The 17,957-nt window shown below is 61.8% G+C and carries 15 protein-coding genes; all 15 read right to left on the reverse strand.

Annotation, left to right across the window (positions count from 1 at the left end):
- Nucleotides 1-339 carry a COG4315 family predicted lipoprotein gene (locus GYH35_RS24625; RefSeq protein ID WP_161829747.1) on the reverse strand — a complete coding sequence of 113 codons (339 nt, stop codon included), beginning with the start codon at nucleotides 337-339 and terminating at the stop codon, nucleotides 1-3.
- A complete protein-coding gene (locus GYH35_RS24630) occupies nucleotides 336-1,289 on the reverse strand; it encodes an MBL fold metallo-hydrolase (protein ID WP_161811787.1) in 954 nt (317 codons plus the stop codon). The genes GYH35_RS24625 and GYH35_RS24630 overlap by 4 nt, the downstream gene beginning before the upstream one ends.
- 58 nt (nucleotides 1,290-1,347) lie before the next feature.
- A complete protein-coding gene (locus GYH35_RS24635; protein WP_161829748.1) occupies nucleotides 1,348-4,284 on the reverse strand; it encodes a TonB-dependent receptor plug domain-containing protein in 2,937 nt (978 codons plus the stop codon).
- A 118-nt stretch (nucleotides 4,285-4,402) separates the two neighbouring features.
- Nucleotides 4,403-5,482, reverse strand: a complete 1,080-nt coding sequence (locus GYH35_RS24640) for a hypothetical protein (protein ID WP_161811785.1) — start codon at nucleotides 5,480-5,482, stop codon at nucleotides 4,403-4,405.
- Between the two features lie 22 nt (nucleotides 5,483-5,504).
- Nucleotides 5,505-6,848 carry a COG4315 family predicted lipoprotein gene (locus GYH35_RS24645; protein ID WP_161811784.1) on the reverse strand — a complete coding sequence of 448 codons (1,344 nt, stop codon included), beginning with the start codon at nucleotides 6,846-6,848 and terminating at the stop codon, nucleotides 5,505-5,507.
- Nucleotides 6,849-6,856: 8 nt separating this feature from the next.
- Complete coding sequence (locus tag GYH35_RS24650; RefSeq protein WP_202624632.1) at nucleotides 6,857-8,206, reverse strand: DUF1552 domain-containing protein; 1,350 nt, start codon at nucleotides 8,204-8,206, stop codon at nucleotides 6,857-6,859.
- A 14-nt stretch (nucleotides 8,207-8,220) separates the two neighbouring features.
- A complete protein-coding gene (locus GYH35_RS24655) occupies nucleotides 8,221-9,942 on the reverse strand; it encodes a DUF1592 domain-containing protein (protein WP_161829749.1) in 1,722 nt (573 codons plus the stop codon).
- A 374-nt stretch (nucleotides 9,943-10,316) separates the two neighbouring features.
- Nucleotides 10,317-10,793 (reverse strand): Lrp/AsnC family transcriptional regulator, encoded by a 477-nt coding sequence (locus GYH35_RS24660; RefSeq protein WP_161811781.1) that lies wholly within the window; start codon nucleotides 10,791-10,793, stop codon nucleotides 10,317-10,319.
- A 20-nt stretch (nucleotides 10,794-10,813) separates the two neighbouring features.
- A complete protein-coding gene (locus GYH35_RS24665) occupies nucleotides 10,814-11,686 on the reverse strand; it encodes a creatininase family protein (RefSeq protein ID WP_161829750.1) in 873 nt (290 codons plus the stop codon).
- Nucleotides 11,687-11,709: 23 nt separating this feature from the next.
- Entirely contained in the window at nucleotides 11,710-13,050 is a 1,341-nt protein-coding gene (locus GYH35_RS24670; RefSeq protein ID WP_161811779.1) for an MFS transporter, read from the reverse strand.
- Between the two features lie 139 nt (nucleotides 13,051-13,189).
- Nucleotides 13,190-14,266: a hypothetical protein gene (locus GYH35_RS24675; RefSeq protein ID WP_202624634.1), complete on the reverse strand. Its 1,077-nt coding sequence runs from the start codon at nucleotides 14,264-14,266 to the stop codon at nucleotides 13,190-13,192.
- A gap of 13 nt (nucleotides 14,267-14,279) precedes the next feature.
- Nucleotides 14,280-15,719: a COG4315 family predicted lipoprotein gene (locus GYH35_RS24680; RefSeq protein WP_161811778.1), complete on the reverse strand. Its 1,440-nt coding sequence runs from the start codon at nucleotides 15,717-15,719 to the stop codon at nucleotides 14,280-14,282.
- Nucleotides 15,720-15,995: 276 nt separating this feature from the next.
- On the reverse strand, nucleotides 15,996-16,544 hold the full coding sequence (locus GYH35_RS24685) for a hypothetical protein (protein WP_161829751.1): 549 nt from the start codon (nucleotides 16,542-16,544) through the stop codon (nucleotides 15,996-15,998).
- Nucleotides 16,541-17,101, reverse strand: a complete 561-nt coding sequence (locus GYH35_RS24690; protein WP_161829752.1) for a hypothetical protein — start codon at nucleotides 17,099-17,101, stop codon at nucleotides 16,541-16,543. The genes GYH35_RS24685 and GYH35_RS24690 overlap by 4 nt, the downstream gene beginning before the upstream one ends.
- Before the next feature lie 275 nt (nucleotides 17,102-17,376).
- Nucleotides 17,377-17,934 carry an Lrp/AsnC family transcriptional regulator gene (locus tag GYH35_RS24695; protein WP_161829753.1) on the reverse strand — a complete coding sequence of 186 codons (558 nt, stop codon included), beginning with the start codon at nucleotides 17,932-17,934 and terminating at the stop codon, nucleotides 17,377-17,379.
- Between the last annotated feature and the right edge of the window lie 23 nt (nucleotides 17,935-17,957).

Below are 17,957 nucleotides of genomic sequence, written 5' to 3' on the forward strand. Positions count from 1 at the left end.
TTAAATAGACACCAGGCGCCACTTGCCGTCGAGGCCATCCCCTTTGGTTTCTCCGGGCGCATCTTTCGAGTAGGTGTACACGGGCTTGCCGCGATAACTCCACTGGCGAGCGGCGCCTCGCTGGATGGATTTCCAATCGCCCACGACGGTCGATGCGCCTTCGGATGCGAGCACCGGCGGCCAGGTCTCGGCACATTTATTTGTACAGTGGGACCGGCCGTCGACGTCCAGGTCGTAGGTATAGAGGGCCAAGCCCTCCTGGTTGCGCAGGACATAGGCGCCCCGGTCCTCAAAGACACTGATATCTGCCGGCGTCGTGGGTGGCAATGTTTCGTTCACGGCAACTTTCCTTCCAGCTCCTGATAAACCTTCGCCACTGCCACCGGCCCCTGACTGCCGCTGGCGGGCCACTTCTTGTACGGCCCCCAATTCGCCTGCTCGATCGCCGGACAATTCTTTGCCGACTCGCACTTCAATCCGGCGGCGTGCAGCCGCTTCGACTCGGCGATCACAGACTGGGTGGCCTTCTTGAACTCGACCAGGTCGCGCTTCATTGCAGGCCCCTCATCCGTGAATCCATGCCCCGGGATGTACAAGGAAACATCCATCGCCAATGCCTTGTCGATGGTGGCCAGCCATTCGCTGGGATACGCACTGCGCATCGCAGGGAACAAGCCGCGCAGATACACCTCGCTCATGAATAACACCTTGCTGGCCGGCAGATAGACGACCAGGTCGCCACCTGTATGCGCGCGTCCCAGGTTCAGCACTTGAATCTCGGTACCGCCGAGCTTGATCGTCTCGCGATCCTTCACCAATTTGCTCGGCACCGCCGCGTTCTTGGACCTGGCGAGCGCGTCCTTCGAGAAGGCGGTGGAAACAAACACCGCGTCGGGATACGCAGAAGTGAAGGCGGCGTTGCCGCCGGTGTGATCGCCGTGATCCGAGCCCACCACCACATACTTGACGGGCTGCGACGTCACCTTCTTGATCCGATCGATCAGCTGCTGGCTTTCGGCCACGTTGCCCTGCCCGTCGACCACCAGCACGCCCTCCTGGGTGATCACCACGAGAGAGACGGTGGTGAAGAGAGCGCCGCTCGGATCCGGCGAGTGCACTCCTTCAAATATATAAGCGTCGGACGCGACCTTCTGCCACCGCGGGAAATCTTCCTTTTTCAGGCCATTGTCGGCCAGCGCCGAAGAGCGGACCGAGTCCGGGCCGGACGCCACTGCGCCAACACTCAGGAGACCGGCCAGCAGGCCGGCGAGAAGACGACTGGAGCTCATGCGATTCGACCTCGTTGCAGTTGGGGCGGACGTTGCCGTCCGCCCCGTGCCGTTGCGTTTAGAACTGGAAGCGCACGCCGACGCGATAGTAACGACCGAGGCGGTCGTAATAATCGGCGTTGTCCTGGCCGTTGTAGTAACCGCCGCCGCGGGTACCGGCGACCAGCGCAGGTTCTTCGTTCAACAGGTTCTCGACCACCATGAACAGCTCAGCGCCCGAGTCGAGCAGCTTGCCGTTGAGCGACAGATCGAAGTACTTCACGCCATCGATGTGATTGCCGTCGATCGTCGGATTCGCCAGCGTCGACGTGGGGCAGCCCTCGGTACAAACAATAAAGGAGTTGTTGTACTTGCCCGAGCTGATGCCGCGCATCGTCAGCGTCGCCGTGACCGGCTCCCAGTTGTAGCCGGCAGAAACGAGATAGCGATACTTCGGCGACTGCAACGCATTGCCCAGTCCGATCCCGGCGCCGCCGGCGTTCAGGCCCGATCCTTCCACGGTCGCGCCCGAGTCCTTGGTCTGCAGCTTGTCGAAGTACGTGCCCAGAGCACGCAACTGCAGATCGCCCGGCCCGATCGGCAGGTTGTAGCTCATCTCGACGTCATAGCCGGACGCTTCCTGTCCCAGGATGTTCTGCGGCTGGTTGTACACGGTGACGATCTTGCCGTCCGCACCGCGAATGACGTAACGGCACAGGTCGGTGATGCCACGCTCGCAGCGGTTGGCGTTTTCCTGCGCGCCGAGCGAAGCAATCGCGCCGTCGATCTCGATGTTGTAGTAGTCGATCGACATCGTGAAGCCCGGGATGAAGCGCGGCGAGAACACGATGCCGATACCGGTCGTGTCGGCCTCTTCCGGCTTCAGCTCCGGATTGCCGATGGTGACGCTCGTGACCAGGTATTGCGATTGATCTCTCGGATCGGTGAAGTTGCTGCCGCCGCTTTGTCCGGCATTGAACAGATCGCCGAGGCTGGGTGCACGGATATCGCGCGAACGCGTCAAGCGCACACGAATGTCGTCGATCGGTTGCCAGGTCGTACCGGCCTTCCAGGTGACCACATCGCCCGAGGTGCTGTAGTCCGTCCAACGCACGGCGCCGTTGAAGTCCAGCGACTGCGCAGCGGGTACGTTTGCCGCCAGCGGCACAACGGTTTCGACGAAGCCTTCCGTCACGTTGTAGTCACCCTTCGAGGCGTGATAGTTGCCGGCGAAGAACACACTCGGGCTGGCCTCGTCGAGCACGCTGGCCACACCGTCGACTTCCTCACGACGATGCTCGGCGCCGAATGCCAGGGAGATCGGCCCGGCCCAGGAAGAGAACGGCTGGCCGCTGGCGCTGATCGCGACCACGTCCTGCGTCAGCTCCTGATCGGCCCAACCCGTTTCGGTGATGTAGTCGATCACCGCCTGCGAGTTCACGCCGATGCCGAAGGGGTTGTACGGCACGCAGGCGGGATCGTCGTTCGCGGGGTTCGCGTCTGCGTTGACCGAGCACACGATGCGGCCCGAAGGATCGCGAACGGAATTGATCGCCTTGGTGTAATTCGGGTTGATGCGATTGCCCGGCGCCGTTTGCAACGCCTCCGTGGTGCTGCGTTGAGCGTAGGCGTCCCATGACCAATCGTCGCCGGCCATGGTGAAGCTGCCCTCGACGCCGAGCGCATAGCGCTTGAAGGTGCGCGTGTTATCGCCTGCCAGCGGCGGCAGGTCGGCGTTGGTCGTGCCCATGGCCAACGAGGTGACGTTGTTGGCGATCATGCCGTTGCGGATTTCATCCGGAATGAACGGGTTGGTGACCGGAATCTTCAGATTGAAATCGAACGTGCGCAGCGCGTGGTGATTGATCGCGCGCGTCTTGGACCAGCCCAGCTCGGCGAACACCGAAGTGTTGTCCGTCACATCGAAGCTGGCGCGACCGAACGCGGTGCTGCGATCCATCTGCATGGTCAGCGACTGCAGGTTGTCGTTGCGCGAACGTTCCCAATCGCCGCCCGACATATAGGGGTTGCTGATGACACTGCCGAAGTTGAACGGCAGATAGGCGCCGCCCTCGACGAAGTCCGTGCCGCGCAGCGGACAACCCGCTTGCACGGCAGTGTTCGGGGCCGTGCCGTAGTAACAGCCCGTGATCAAGCCGCCCGCAGTGGCTTGCGACATGCCGGTGTTGAATCGTTTGATCAGCTGCGGCTGGCCGTTGGTCGGGGTGTAAGCCGGATTGTTCATCAGCTGATATCCAGCATCGTTCCACGGACGGTTGTTGCCGCGGATCTCATCGGAGCCGGCCCATTCGGCGCTGAACAACACGTGGCCGCGAGAATCGGCGAACGGCGCGCCCAACGCCAGCGAGTACAGCTGGCTTTCGTTGTCGTGATACGTGGTCTCGCCGACTTGGGCCGTGCCCTTGATGCCGGTGAATTCTTTGTCGAGGATGAAGTTCACCACACCGGCCAACGCATCGGAGCCGTACACGGCGGACGCGCCGCCGGTCACGATTTCCACACGCTGGATCAGCGCGGTCGGAATGGAGTTGACGTCGGGCGCGCCGGTGGCGGTATCGCCCGTGCCCAGCGTGGCCGGGACCATGCGCTTGCCATCCAACAGAACCAGGGTGCGATTGGCGCCCAGGCCGCGCAGGTTCAATGTGTTGATGCCAGCCGTGCCGGAGCTGATGTTACCGGAATAGTTGTGCGAGCTGCGGCCACCCGAGAGCGCCGGCAGGCGGTTCACCGAGTCGGCAAGGTTGGTCGTCGCCATCTGTGCGAGCTGCTCGGTACCGAGCACGGAGATCGGCGTCGGCGCTTCATAGCCATCGCGCACGATGCGCGTGCCCGTCACGGTGACTACGTCGAGCACTGCGCCGCTGCTCTCCTGACTCTGCGCCTCTTGCGCGGACGCTGTGCCGGCGGCCAGCGTCGTCAACGCCAGCAGCGTGCTGCCGGCAATCCCCAGCGTACGGCGCACGGCCGCAGTCACCGAGTTCGTTTCCTTCATCATCAAACATCTCCCCTTATGTCGAGAAATCAATGAGCTCGCCTATTTGCGACAAGCCGAGGGTGCGCACCGGCGCTGCGGCCGGCGCAACAATTCAAATTCGAGTGAGCCGATGCGTCGGCTAGCGGGACTGGGAGACGGTGATGCTGGGCTCGCCGCGATCCAGATAAACCTGAGCCATATAAATGTTCACTGACGACGAAATCGCCGTCATCTTGCCGTTCTGATCCGGATAGCCATCGGCGTGTTGCCACAGCTTGCGCCAGAAGCCCGATGGGTCGAGCTGACCGTACGACAGGTGATGCGTCGACCAGCCCATCACGGTGCGATAGTAGGTGTCGACATCCGCGTAGCCGGCCATCAACCCTTCCGCTCTGCCTTCGGTCAGCTGCAAGCGGAACTGCATGCCGCGGAACCGATACTCGTTGGTGTTCCCGAAGAACACCGCCCAGGGCCAGGTCACATCCTTGGCTTCCGTCTGCAGCACGCCGTTGACGATCTTCCCCTGCAACTGGTTGTAGAAACGTTTGCTGAAACGGTTGTCGACGCGCTGGGTGCCGCCCGGCATGATCTTGTCGCCGCCGGCATCGGTGAGCAGCGGATCCAGGCCCCGCAGAATCGTCACCTGCACCGAGTCGTCGTTCCGCAGACTGTCGACGCCCGTGAGCTCGATGATCGAACGGTTGTAAGTCAGCTGACGAACCAGGCGATTGCCGAACAGGCGGAACTGCCCTTCGGGCCCGCGAAATTGCGGGCTGCAGCCGATCACGCGATACAACGCGTTGTCGATGCCCTTCTCACCGGTGGGACTGGTGAAATCTTTTGGCCCGACCTTGCCGTCCAGATTCAGGCCGATCGCGATCGGTCCCCGCGCTTCCGGCATCGGAAAGTTATCTTTGGAATCTTCCGGGTAGTACTTCAACGCTTCGCGCGCCAGGTGCGTATCGATCTCGGTGCCGCCTTTCGGATACAGCTTGGCGAACACTTCACGCGGCCCGTACTTGTTGAGACCGTCGGGACACTCCGCCTTGCCGTCGGGCGTTTGATAGACGCCCCAGTACATGTCGGTGGTGACGTATGCGATGCGGCCATCGGGAGGTGCGGTGCCGTCGGCGGCGGAAGCAATCGCAGGCGCTACCGCGAGCGTTGCCACCGCGGTGAACGCACGCCATCCCAGTTGCTTAGCGAATGAATGTTTCATCGTTCCCCCCGCAGTCGACCGCTCAAGTCTCGCTATGGGCGAAATCGTCTCGCACCCACAGAACCGTGAAACCATTGCGCTGGCCGTACATTTCGCCCGTCTGATCGCCTCTCACATCGCCAGGCTCGACATCGTCCGCATAGGTGTAGAGCGGGCTGCCTCGATAGGCCCACACGCGAATGGCGCCAGCTTCGCCGGCGGTCGCGAGCCGGCCCGAGCGCGGCTCGATCTCGATCACCGACCACAACTTGTTGTCGCTCCTGGCGTTGGCATCGGCCAGCACGTACGGCCACTTCTTCAAACAACGGTCGACATTGCCGCCGCCGCAAATGGCGATGCGATATTCGGACGGCGAACCTGGGTAATCGCACGACAGCTGATCCAAGGAATCGTCCGAGCACAAATATGCGTACACGGCTTTGCCCTTGGCATCCGCGACCGCGACACCCTTTTGCGTGTCGATCAACTGGAACGGTTTCGGCAGGGCCGCGACCCGCTGCGTATAAACGTTGCTCCAGCCCGGCACGTCGGAGCCTTGCTGGCTGTAGAGATTGATGTCGCGGTTGTACGTGTACAGCGGCTGCTTGCGGAAAGCCCACTGACGCACGCCGGCGGCGCGCTCGACAATGGACCATTCGCCATCGGCTCTGGCCAGCGCCGGTGCGAGCACAGGCTTCCATGTGTCTTCACAAGCGCCCCGGCAATTCGATTTGTCCGGGCCGTCCTGGTCGGACGCGTAAACGGAATAGCCGTCGGCGTTCACGAGCAAACGGCCATTGAAGGTCGTCACGACGCTGAATCCCGGCGGAATCTTTGGCGACGGTCCGACCGGATAGCGGCCGGCCATTTGTTTCAACTGCTCGCGGTTCGTGCCACCGAGCACGTCGCCGGGCTGGCGATCGAGCACGGAGGTGTACAGCGCCTGGCCATCATAGGCCCACTGCTTCGCACCGTCCGGCCGCGTAATCACAGTCCACTTATCGACCGGCTTCGCGTCCGCCGGCGCAATCACGGGCGGCCACATCGCGGCACAAGTCGGGCGCGTATCGAGATGCGGCAACACGAGCCCCGGCGGATAAGGACTGAATAGCCCCTCGCTGGTCGTCGTCACCTTGTTCGTGCAAGTGGATCGGCCCTTCTCATCGCCGACATAACCGCCGCGCAACGATTGGTACGGCCATTTATAGATCGTCTTGCCCTTGGCGTCGGCGAACACCGGCCCTTCCAGCTCGGTGACGATGACTTGAATGCCAGGTGGCATCGGTGCACGAACGTATTGCTCTTTGACGACAGCCGGCGTCGAGGCAGCGAACGCGTGCCCCGCCGCCACGACACCGAGGAGCGCGCTATAGATGTAGTGTCTCATCGTCGCAATCAGGCGAGGATCTCGCCGATCTCCTGAGACGTGGTATTCGACTGCGTTCCCCACGACGGCACATCCACACCCATCAGCTTCAGCGCGGTATAGCCCATGCGCGTGCTCGCCGAACCCTTGCCGTCGATATGCAAGCCGGTCTTCATCTTGCCGCCCGCACGCCCCGCCGTGAGCATGGGCAGCCCGTCGATGGAATGAATCTTCGCGAACGACTGGTCGGTCGTCGCGTAGATCAGCATGTTGTCCAACAACGTGCCGTCGCCTTCCTTCACCTTGGAGAAGGCTTCCACGAAATAAGCCCAGTTCTCCATCGCGCGGCGCGTGAACCACGAAGCATTCGGTTGATAGCCCAGGCTTTCGTCGATGGGCTCCTCGTGAGTGGCAGTGTGATGCGGCTTGTCGTAGCCGTTCTTGGTCGTGCCCGAGAACGGCTTCGAGTAAAGCATGTTGAACACGCGCGTTTGATCGCACGCCACCGCCATGACCATCAGGTCGGTCATGATCTTGTGACGAGCCGCGACATGTTCCGCGTCGATGCCGGAGATCGCCTGCTCGACCGACTTCTTCGAAGGAACGACACACGCCTCACGCGGTTCGGGTCGCGTGACCTGCAACTCGAACTGACGCTCCAGATCGCGCAGCGAGCTGAAATATTGATCGAGGCGCTGCCTGTCGGCCGCGCCCACACTCGCCTGCATCTTCTTGGCGTCTTCCAGCACGCCCGACAGCGCGCTCTTGCGCACCATGGTCATCGGGTCCGGCTTGAACTCGGGTGCATTGGGATCCTGGAAGCCGGCGCCGAACAGCTTCTCGTAGAGCGCCAGGGGCGAAGCGATCGCCGTGTTCACCGTGGTGGCATTCTCATAGCTGAGCGTATCGCGCTCATCGCTCGTGGCCGTCACGCTCAAAGACTGATAGCGCGTGCCGGCGGAAATCCTGCGCGCCACCGTCACGTCGATGGTCTGTCCCGGCCGATCGAACGTGCTCATCGGCGGCGAGCCGGCGCGCTGAATGACCCAGCCCGTGTAATGGCACAGGTTGGGCGCCGCGTCCCGGAAGCCGTTGAAGTTCGTGAGCAGATTGATGTGCTGACGCACCGGCTTGAAAGAAACGATCTCCTCAGGCAGGTCGTAGTCCGCACCGATCTTCTTCGGCACGAAAATGGACTTGCTCATCCCGCAGCCCCACGACCACGTGCCGAAGCGCACCGGCAACGGTGCGCCGTCCGCATAGGCGGTGCCGTTGGTATTGAGGAAACAATCGAGCAGCGGCAGCGCCACGCTCACGGCGGCGCCGCCGAGCATGCCGCGCAGGACACGTCGTCTTGTGATGGGCCGTTTCATCATCATTCCCCCGAACTCGTTCAGTTCATGACAGTGAGGATTTCGATTTCCTCGGTCGGCGCGGCGAGTTCCTGCTTCGACGGCGGCGCCGGAACGATCCTCGAGAACGCTTCGCTCATCGCAATGTCACGCAGCAGATCGACGACGCGATAGCCGGAGTCGGCGAAGTCCTGCTCGAAGATCTCGAGCATGGGATCGCGGGTGTCGATCGATCCGCCGGTCGCGTAGCTGTACACCTGCTTCACCAGACAGGTCGGCAGCGCCGGGCTGTTTCTCAGCGCCTCGCCCAGCCCCACCGCGTCCTTGAACGGCTTGCCATCCAACTCGCCGCTGGTGTCGATCTGCGCGCCATTCTCGGTCGTGCGGAACTGACCCGCGCCATCGAAGTTCTCCAGCGTCAGCCCGATCGGATCCGTGATCTTGTGACAACCGGCGCACGACGGATTGGTGCGATGGACTTCCAGCTTCTCGCGAGCCGTCTTCAAGCTCGAATCGGGATCTTCGACGGCCGAGAAGTCGACGTTCGGCGGCGGGGGCGGCACTCTCTGGCAGAGGAACACTTCACGCAGCGCCTTGCCACGCAACGTCGCCGAGCTGCGCGCAGGATGTGCGTGCAACGTGAGGAAGCTGACGTGGGTCAGGATGCCAGCACGACCGCTGTTGGCGGGTAGCTCATAAGAGCTCCAGCCCGGCGCTGCGCCGACCTGATACACAGGGCCGAGTGCGCGCGAAATGAAGGTCGAGCGAGTCGTGAACAGGTCGCGGTAGTCCGCATTCTTGTGCAGCAGATGATCGACGACGGTGCGCAAGGTCTGCTCACGCGCATCCTGCAGCGTCGCGCCGGTGATCGACGGATACTTCTGTGGATCCTTGCTGAGCGAATCGAAGTGATCGAAGCCGAACATGTCGTCGAAGAACGCGCGCACACCGTTCTCGAGACGCGGACTTGCGAGCATACGTTCCACTTCGCGCTTACGGCCTCGCTGCGTGTACAGCTCGCCCTTCTCGGCGGCATCGAGCAGCTCTTCGTCGGGAATGGAATTCCACAACAGGAAACTGAGCCGCGAAGCGAGTCCATAATTGTCCAGCCGACGATGGCCGGACCGATCCGGATCGGGCTCGGTCGTATCCTCGATCAACAGGAACTGCGGATTGATCAGCATGCTTTCCAGCACGACCTGCAAACCGCCATAGAAGTCGTCGAGGGAATCCGCGGCTCGATGGGCGTTGCCGACCAGCTCGGCCACTTTCTGTTCGCTGAGCGGACGACGGAACAACAACCGCCCGGCGTTGCGAACGAAAGTCGCCGCGCACTCATCGTCCGGCTCGGTCGCGACCGCGGGCTTGCACGGCACGAGCGCATCTCGATGCGAAGGAACGCCGCGATCCAGATTGCCTTCGCTCATCACCTGCGAAGCGATCGACACCGCCGCGCGCTGGAAGTCCTGCATCTGCCCCATCGTGACGCTCACCTGCGACGCGTTCAGCGCCAGCAGGCCGTCGACTCGCTGCAACGGGGCGAAAGCCGAGCCGACGTCGATGCTCGGCCCGAACATATACTCGATGGAATTCGCGAACTGCGCGCCCGTCATCAACCTGACGCGCGCGGGGCTGCCGGCATTCGTCGGCAACGACGGCTCTCTCGTCAGCAAGACCACGGCAGCGATCGCCGCGACCGCGGCTACACCACCGACGATCCAGCGCCGACGTCCGGCCTCATCCCCCTTCATCAAGTCACGCACGTATCCGTTTCTCCGGTTTCGTCCGGGCGGAGCATCCCCGCCCAGCGTATGACTTCGGATCGAATGTGACACACAAAAATTATCAACTCAATACTTTGTGTGTCATTTGTTGCAGCGTTGTAGCGCGGATAAACCGGCGACGACAATCTTTCGAAGCGCGCCGGTTTCGTGCATTACTTTTACGGGGAGGTCCCCGCACGCTGCAAATACGCACTCGGAAGGTGACACATACAACTGTCCGCTGTCAGGTCATCGGAAAATCGATGCGCGGACGGGTGTTTTGACGACGATATTTCGTCGTCGGCGCCCGCTGCGGAGCGGGTCGTTGATAATTACTACTTGGGGGTGCGAGCGCTCCGCGGGCCTACAAGCCGTCACATGAGCGGCAGCGAGGTCGTGTACTTGACCTGCGCCACCGACGTCATGCAACGGACCTCGCGGATGTGCGGGACGTGATCGAGCTTGTCGAAATGAAAGCGGTGGTAGGCATCTATATCGGGCACGACCACTCTCAACATGAAATCGAATGCCCCCAGGATCGCGTGACACTCCAGCACCTCCGGCAACTCACGGATGGCCCGCGAGAACTCGGCGATGCTGGTGGGATCCTTCTTGTTGACCCTGACGTGCACGAACAGCTGCGTGCCGACGCCGAGCTTGGTGCGATCGAGCAACGCGACCACGCCCGAGATCCAGCCGTCTCTTCTGAATTGTTGAATGCGTCGCCAGCACTGCGGCTGGGACAAGCCGACTTCGGAAGCGATCTTGCTGCACGGGAGCGATGCGTCGCTCTGCAAGAGAACGAGAATCCTGCGATCGATATCGTCGATGACTGGCGTCTCGTTCTCCATGGCGTGCTCCGTGCGTTGGGTTAGTTCGCCGGCGGAATGAAGCCTTGAATCTGCTTCACCGCGTACTCCACCTTGAGATCGAAGGCGCGCTTGCCGAGCTTGGCGCTCGACTTGCGACCGTCGCCGACGATGCCGTTCTTCAGCGCCGGATCGGTCACGGCCTGCGGCTTGCCATCCGGACCGACCGGAATGCCGACGGCGTCCTTCAGCTTGTTCTTGCGCACGTACGTGCCGTCCTTGTCGAGGTACATCATGATGGATGTATCCGTCAGGCCGCCGTGCAGGCTCTGCGGATACCCCATGGCGGCAACCTCCTTGTCGAAGGCCGTGTTCGCCGGCATGTACACCTGATCGCAATAGAACACGTGAATGCCCTGCGCGCTGTACTTGTCGTTCAGCTTCGTGGCCACGCGACGATAAACATTCTTATCGCCTTCGCCCTGCCCGCCGCCGTGGTCGCCCATCAGGACCACATTCTTGAAGCCGGTCGCGATCGACTGCTCCGTCATGCGCTCCAGCACGGCCTCCAACAGATCGGGCGTCAGGCCGATCGTGCCAGGCAATTCGGCGCTGGCATTGTTCGGCGTGATCGGCAGCACCGGCATTGCGATGGCATTGCCGAGCTTCTGCGCGATTGCTTTGACGATGCCGCGCGCCATCAGATTGTGGCCGCCGTTGGCATTCTGCGGACCGCGCTGCTCGACGCCGCCGGTGTAGATAAGTGCAGTCGTCTTGCCGGCAGCCAAGGCATCCCGCACTTCGGGCCAGGTCATCAGCTCGAACTCGACCCGCTGTGAAGAGGACGCCGCGTTCGCCATGCCCGGCATCGTCGCGCTCAGCGCTGCCGTTGCGAGGAATGCTGCCGTCAGGCTTGCTTTGAGAACTTTGCGCATGTCTTGCCTTTTACTCTCTACTATCAGCCGGCGCCGGCCGGAGCCGAAACCGTTTGCGGTGAAACCTCATCATCGCGCTCCGCGTCACGATCGATCTCGCCCTCGTAGCGCTTCACGAACAAGCTCGCCAGGACGCCGAGCACTGCCGCCGCCGTCAGGAAGTAGGCCGGCGCGGACAACGATCCCGTCTCGCGAATCAAAGCGGTGGCAGCCAGCGGCGCGGCGCCACTGAAGAAGGTCATGCCGATGTTGAACACCAATGCAATGCCCGTGAAACGGATGCGCGTGGGAAACAGATCGGCGATCAGGAAAGCAAACGTTCCATTGAACAGCCCGGCCACGATTCCGCCCAACACGAGCGGCAGCCACGGATTCGCGGTGCTGCCGACGATGGCGTCGTACCACGCGAACGAGAACAGCACGAACATCGACGTGCCCAACAACATGAGATGGCGGGGCGCGATGCGGCTGCCGAGCCACGCCGTCGCCAACAAAGCGAAGCTGTGGACGATCAATGCCATGTTCTGAGCCACGATGGCCTTGTTCGGGTCGACGCTCAGGACGGTTTTGAGATAGGCCGGCATGTACGCGAACAGCAAGCCGTTGAACGCTCCTGTGCTCGCCACCAGCCCGATGCCGATCAGCACCCGGCGCGGATGATTCCGCAGCAGTTCCGCGAACGGACTCGACGACGCTTGTTTCTTCACGCGCTCGAACTCGGGCGATTCCTCCAGCGAGCGGCGCACCCAGAAGCCCAGCAGACCCAATGCGCCGCCGATCCAGAACGGAATCCGCCAGCCGTACGAGCTCACTTGTTCCGGCGTCATGAAGCTCTGGATCACCAGGCTGAGCACGGTCGCGATCACGACGCCGCCCATGACACAGAAGAACACGAAGCCGCTGGCGAACGCGGCGCGCTTCGGCGCGACTTCCACCACATACGTCATGGCGCCAGGCAGCTCGCCGCCCAGACAGAATCCCTGCAACAGTCGCAGGAACACCATCAACATCGGCGCAGCGAGACCCCACTGCTCGAAGGAAGGCACCAGGCCCATGCCCAGCGTCGCACCCGACATGCCGAGCAGCGAGATGACGAACACTCGCCGGCGACCGAAGCGATCGCCGAAGTGGCTCAGCACGATCCCGCCGACCGGCCGCGCGACATAGCCGACCGCGAAGGCGCCGAACGACGCCATCAACGAAACCAATGAGGACGACGCAGGGAAGATGGCGCGCGCGATCTCCGCCGCGAATATTCCGTAGATGATGAAGTCGTAATACTCGAGCGCCCCGCCCAGACTGGCGAGCAGCGTGGTGCGTCTGCTCGACGCGGACAATCGAGATGTTTCGGGTGTAGAGCTCAACTGTGTCTCCCCTGCTCTATCCAAGCTGATCGATGGTGCACGCCAGACCGTCAGCTTGTCCGCGCGAGCGCGCGTGAGCCAACCACTCGATCTATCGTGTGTGGAGCTGCCGCCGGCCGTCGAGCCGCGCAGCGCCGCTTCAACGCTTGCTCACCAGCTCCTGGTCGGGACGCTGGATGAACACCTGGGTGAATTTCACTCGCATGGCCGAGGAAATCGCGGTGTTCCAGCCGGTCTTCGGATCGGGATAACCGTCGGCGAGACGGTCCATCGCCTGGTGCTGCGTGATCGACGAGAACTGTCCGTAGCTCTGATGGTGAGTGGACCAGCCTTCGTTCTTGCGCAGCGTGTAGCTGTCCACATCGGCGTAGCCGGCCAGCAGGCCTTCGGCCGTCTGCGGCGTCAGCTTCAATTTGAAGCGAGCGCCGCGGAATACTTGATACTGATAAGAAACACCGCGGCCCCAAGGAATCAGCAGCGTGTCCATCGGATTGGAGATCAACGTGCCGTCGACGATCTTGCCCTTCGCCTTGCTGATGTAGCGCTTGCCCCAGCGCATGTCGATCCGCTGCGTGCCGCCCGGCACGAACGCGTCGCCGGTGGCGTCGGTCAGGAGATTGTCCAGACCGCGATAGGTCGTGATCGTCACATCGTCATCGTTGTTCAGGTCGTCGACACCGGCGATCTCGATCAGCACGCGGCTGTCTTCGCTGGATTTCATGAACAGATTTTCGAAGTGCGCGAACGAGCCGCCGGCGCGATATCCGGCGATGCAGCCATTGGCGCGATACAACTGATTGTCGACGCCCGGCTCGCCTTCGGGGCTCACGAAATCGTTCGCGTCCTCCTTGCCGTCCAGGTTCAGGCCATAGGAGATCTTGCCCTGCACTTCCTTGTACGGCATTTTGTAAGTGGCCGTTTCGGGATGCCACTGCTCGCCCTCGCGCTTGAGCTGCGTCTCGACCACGGTGCGCTGCTGGCCGTCCTCGGGGAATATTTTCTTGAACTCTTCGCGATTGCCGTCGTTGAAGCCCTGCGGACACTCTTCCTTGCCGTCCTTGGTTTCGTACACGGCCCAGACTCTCTCGGTCATCACATAGCCGATGACGCCATTTTCCAGCACCGGGCTTTCTTCCCTCGGCGCGGCGCCAGCCGTGTTGGCGAGGCACAAGCTCATCGCTACACCCAGGGTCAGCGAAATGCGCTTCGATCTCATGTTCAGCCTCCGACTAGAAACTGTAGGCGCTGTTGCCGAAATCGTCCCTGAGCCAGAACGCCCGATAGCCGTTGCGGCGTCCATTGAATTCACCGAAGGAATCGCAGTTGGCATCGCCCGGCTGACGATCCAGCGAGCACGTGTACACCGGCCGCTCGCGATAGGCCCACACGCTCGAGGCGCCGGCCTGACCCTGGGTCGCGCGACGGCCCGTGTTCGGGTCGATCGACATCACGCTCCACAGCCTGCTGTCGCTCTTGGCGTTGGCGGCCGCCGGCACGTATGGAAAGCTTTCCTGACATAGCTTGGGATCGCTGTTGCCACAGATCGCCAGGCGATACGCCTGCTCGGTATCGGGATGATCGCAAGCGAGCTGGTCGCGCGCATCGTCGCCGCAGTTATATATGTAGACGGTCATGCCCTTCGCATCCGCGAGCACCTGCCCGGCAATCGAGTCCTGCACGGTGAAGTCCTTCGGCGGAGCGATCGCGCGCTGGGTGTAGACGTTGTGCCAGCCCGGCACATCGCTGCCCACCAGACTGCGCGTGCTTCGATCCAGAACATAGGTGTACAGCGGCTTCTTGCGGAACGTCCATTGCTTGATGCCCGGCGAGCGCTCGATGATGCCCCACTCGCCATTCGGCACGGCGGTCACCGCCGCAAACACCGGCGCCCAGTCTTTCAGGCACTCGCGCATGCACTTCGATTTGTTCGGCTCGTCGCCATCCCACGTGTAAACGGAAAAGCCCTTGTGGTCCGTGAGCAAGCGGCCCGTGGCCGTTTGCAGCGGACCGTATCGATTCGGATCGGCATCGGTGCCAGCGAACTCGGGCGGAACATTCGCCGGCGGCCCGACCGGGACACGCACGGCGGGCCCGTCGCCGGATCTCTGGATCTTCGTGCCGCCGAGCACGTCGCCCGGCTTCTTATCCAGGTCGGAGGTGTACAAGGGATAGCCGCCGTAGCTCCACTGCAGCTTGCCGTCGGCGCGCTTGATCGTGGTCCACTCGTTGTGCCCCGAGCCGACAGGCTTGGCGTCCGCCGGCGCGATCAACGGCGGCCACACCTGCGTGCAGCTCTTGCGTGCCTCCACATTCGGCAGCACCAGCCCGCCCGGATACGGACTCATCAGGCCCGAGGTCACCTTCTGCACTTCGTCGGTACAGCTGGAAATGCCGCTGTCTTTGCGATCGCCGATATCGCCGTTGCGCAGCTTGGTCAGCGGCCAGATATAAAGCGTCTTGCCGTTCGCATCGGCGAACACCGGCCCATCGAGCTCGGTATTGACGACCTGGATGCCGGGCGGCATCGGCACGCGCACATAGTTTTCTTTATCCGTGCTGGACGCCGACTGCCAATAGTCCGCTATCGGCTGCTCCTGAGCAGCCAATGCAAGCGAGGCGCACATAGTCGCGCCCGCCAGAACCCCCACCGAACCCCGCAGTCGTCGCATAATTCTCTCTTGTGTCAAACCATCTCGGATACTGCCTTACTGCGGTCCGGCAGCGGTGACTTAACGAATTTGACACACAAATTCCTTACTAGCAACAAATCGTGTGTCACTAAATTTTTAGCTAAACAGAGCGGGTTTCGTGCATGAATTCGACATGCACGTCGGGGCCGTATCGTCCGGCTCAAGCGGTTGGGCGGCGGGCTCCGGGCCGAATGGAATCCAGGGAATAGCGGAAAGTCACGGATCTGCCGGTCGCGATTTCCGCCTCCAGTCCCTTTATTCCGCGAGTGTCGAGAAATCGCAGGCCGTAGTGTTGAATCTTGTACGAAACGTCCGAGTGACCGGCGCTTCGCCGGGAAATCGGCACTCCGCGTCGAGCCGTATGCCGTTTCCCGCCATACGAGCAATCACACGGAACGCATCCGACGAGTTGCCGCGGCGGATCCACGTTGTCATCGGGCCCGACCATTGGAACTTGCTCCGAAGCACCTCGTCGCGCACGCGCCGATGTTCGCCTTTTCGGACGTAGCCAGAACGCTCCAACTCACGCATCGCCCGACTGATTTGTTCGAGACCGAACAAATTCGCGCGCTCGCCGCGGAACTCGTCCAGATCGTATTTCAAATGCACATCGACCACGCCATCGCAGGGCTCTTCGACCGCCTCCCGATCACTGCGATAGACATTCAATTTGGAGAAGCCGCCAGTCTCGACCTTGCACTTTTTCAAGGCAAGTACGCACATGAACTCCACCACGGCCGGCGAGTGCCGCCAGCGTCGCTGGTCATCGATGTCTCGCAAATCTACGTCGCGCAGTTTCGTCATGTTCGATTGCGCCTTCGCCGCGTCAGCTTTGCCGGCACCGGACGCTCGTCCAGCAACCGATAATTGCGAAACTCGATGTGTTTCAAATGCCGCACCGAGCGCGGGATCGTGGCGAGAATTGCATCCTTGAAACGCTCACTGAGCACCAGGACCGGCTCCGGCGCGTTCGTCACCAGTGCGATATCGCTCTTGGCGAGCGCCGCTCGGGAGAGGCAGTAGGTTTGCGGAAACCCGGTTCTGCCGTAGGTAATGTGATCTTCGATCCGCCCACCGTCCTTGGTCCATTTGACTCGCTGTGTCTTGACGAAACACTTCGCTTCCAGCCTCGGCTTCAAGAACACCATCTCGAAGGACTTGTTTGTTTCCTCGTCGAATGCTTCCGTCGCGATACACTCGACCTGGCGGCCGAACTGCCTCTTGAGCTTCTTGGCAGCCGCCGGGGTTGCCACCAGGTACCTGTTCCAAAGCTCATCGACCGGCGGCCGCTTTCCCGAGACGAGAATCTCGAATCGCAGCTGCTGTTTCCTGATGCCGGCAACCACATCGGCGTATTTCATGCCGCGAATCCATTCCCTGTTGGTGTCCTGGATCCATCCGATGGAAAAAAATCCAGGACATGGCTCATCGTCTCGGCTCGTGAGATAGCGCTTTGGCATCAGCGAACGCGGAGGTGGCTTGGCTTCAGACGAAGTGACCGTGGCCCGCGATGAGGCAGTCCGTTTGCCGCTCATGATTGTCCAAGTGAGTCCTATGCAATCATCACACTAACGAACGGCATTCAGCGGGCGCAAGGACGTGACATGAATATCGAGCGCCCCATCACACTGAGCAATCAACCTTTGGCATCGGTAGCCGGTGACGACGAGGCAGGTAGACGCGGCGCCGGCCACTCCTTGGTAATTGCAGGTTGCACGGGCCGCTCCAGGTGAGTGGACAGCACGACGTAGCTGCGTGTCCTGATCACGCCCGGCACGTCATAAATGCGCGCGAGCAATCCCTCGAGTGCTCGCGAGTCCTTCGTGCGCACTTTGAGCAGCATGCAGGTATCGCCAGCGACCGAGTGGATCTCCTCCACTTCGGGATATTTCGCGATGCCCAGCAGCTCCGGCGTCTTGCCCCATCCAGCCGTATCGACATGGACAAACGCGAGCAGCGTTTTTTGGACGGCAATGGGATTGATCAGCGCCGCGGTCTGATGGATTGCTCCCGAGCGCTTCAAGCGCTTGACCCGTTCATGGACCGCCGGCGCCGACAGCCCGACCTGCTCGCCCAGCTCCGCATAGCTGCGGGTCGCGTCCTCGACCAGCAGGCCTAACAATTTTCGGTCGAAGGCGTCGAGCTCGCGGGCCCGACCTTCATTCTGCCGAACATCCTCTGCTTCTAAGTTCATATCGCAGATTCCGCTTGTGGCCG

The organism is Steroidobacter agaridevorans (assembly GCF_009932555.1).
Classification (GTDB): Bacteria; Pseudomonadota; Gammaproteobacteria; order Steroidobacterales; family Steroidobacteraceae; genus Steroidobacter; species Steroidobacter agaridevorans.

What these genes read in the sequence shown, in the direction of transcription:
- GYH35_RS24680 (WP_161811778.1), bottom strand. Translation starts at nt 15,719, where the DNA reads ATGCGACGACTGCGGGGTTCGGTGGGGGTTCTGGCGGGCGCGACTATG.
- GYH35_RS24645 (WP_161811784.1), bottom strand. Translation starts at nt 6,848, where the DNA reads ATGAGACACTACATCTATAGCGCGCTCCTCGGTGTCGTGGCGGCGGGG.
- GYH35_RS24675 (WP_202624634.1), bottom strand. Translation starts at nt 14,266, where the DNA reads ATGAGATCGAAGCGCATTTCGCTGACCCTGGGTGTAGCGATGAGCTTG.
- GYH35_RS24630 (WP_161811787.1), bottom strand. Translation starts at nt 1,289, where the DNA reads ATGAGCTCCAGTCGTCTTCTCGCCGGCCTGCTGGCCGGTCTCCTGAGT.
- GYH35_RS24660 (WP_161811781.1), bottom strand. Translation starts at nt 10,793, where the DNA reads ATGGAGAACGAGACGCCAGTCATCGACGATATCGATCGCAGGATTCTC.
- GYH35_RS24695 (WP_161829753.1), bottom strand. Translation starts at nt 17,934, where the DNA reads ATGAACTTAGAAGCAGAGGATGTTCGGCAGAATGAAGGTCGGGCCCGC.
- GYH35_RS24685 (WP_161829751.1), bottom strand. Translation starts at nt 16,544, where the DNA reads ATGACGAAACTGCGCGACGTAGATTTGCGAGACATCGATGACCAGCGA.
- GYH35_RS24690 (WP_161829752.1), bottom strand. Translation starts at nt 17,101, where the DNA reads ATGAAATACGCCGATGTGGTTGCCGGCATCAGGAAACAGCAGCTGCGA.
- GYH35_RS24640 (WP_161811785.1), bottom strand. Translation starts at nt 5,482, where the DNA reads ATGAAACATTCATTCGCTAAGCAACTGGGATGGCGTGCGTTCACCGCG.
- GYH35_RS24665 (WP_161829750.1), bottom strand. Translation starts at nt 11,686, where the DNA reads ATGCGCAAAGTTCTCAAAGCAAGCCTGACGGCAGCATTCCTCGCAACG.
- GYH35_RS24635 (WP_161829748.1), bottom strand. Translation starts at nt 4,284, where the DNA reads ATGATGAAGGAAACGAACTCGGTGACTGCGGCCGTGCGCCGTACGCTG.
- GYH35_RS24650 (WP_202624632.1), bottom strand. Translation starts at nt 8,206, where the DNA reads ATGATGATGAAACGGCCCATCACAAGACGACGTGTCCTGCGCGGCATG.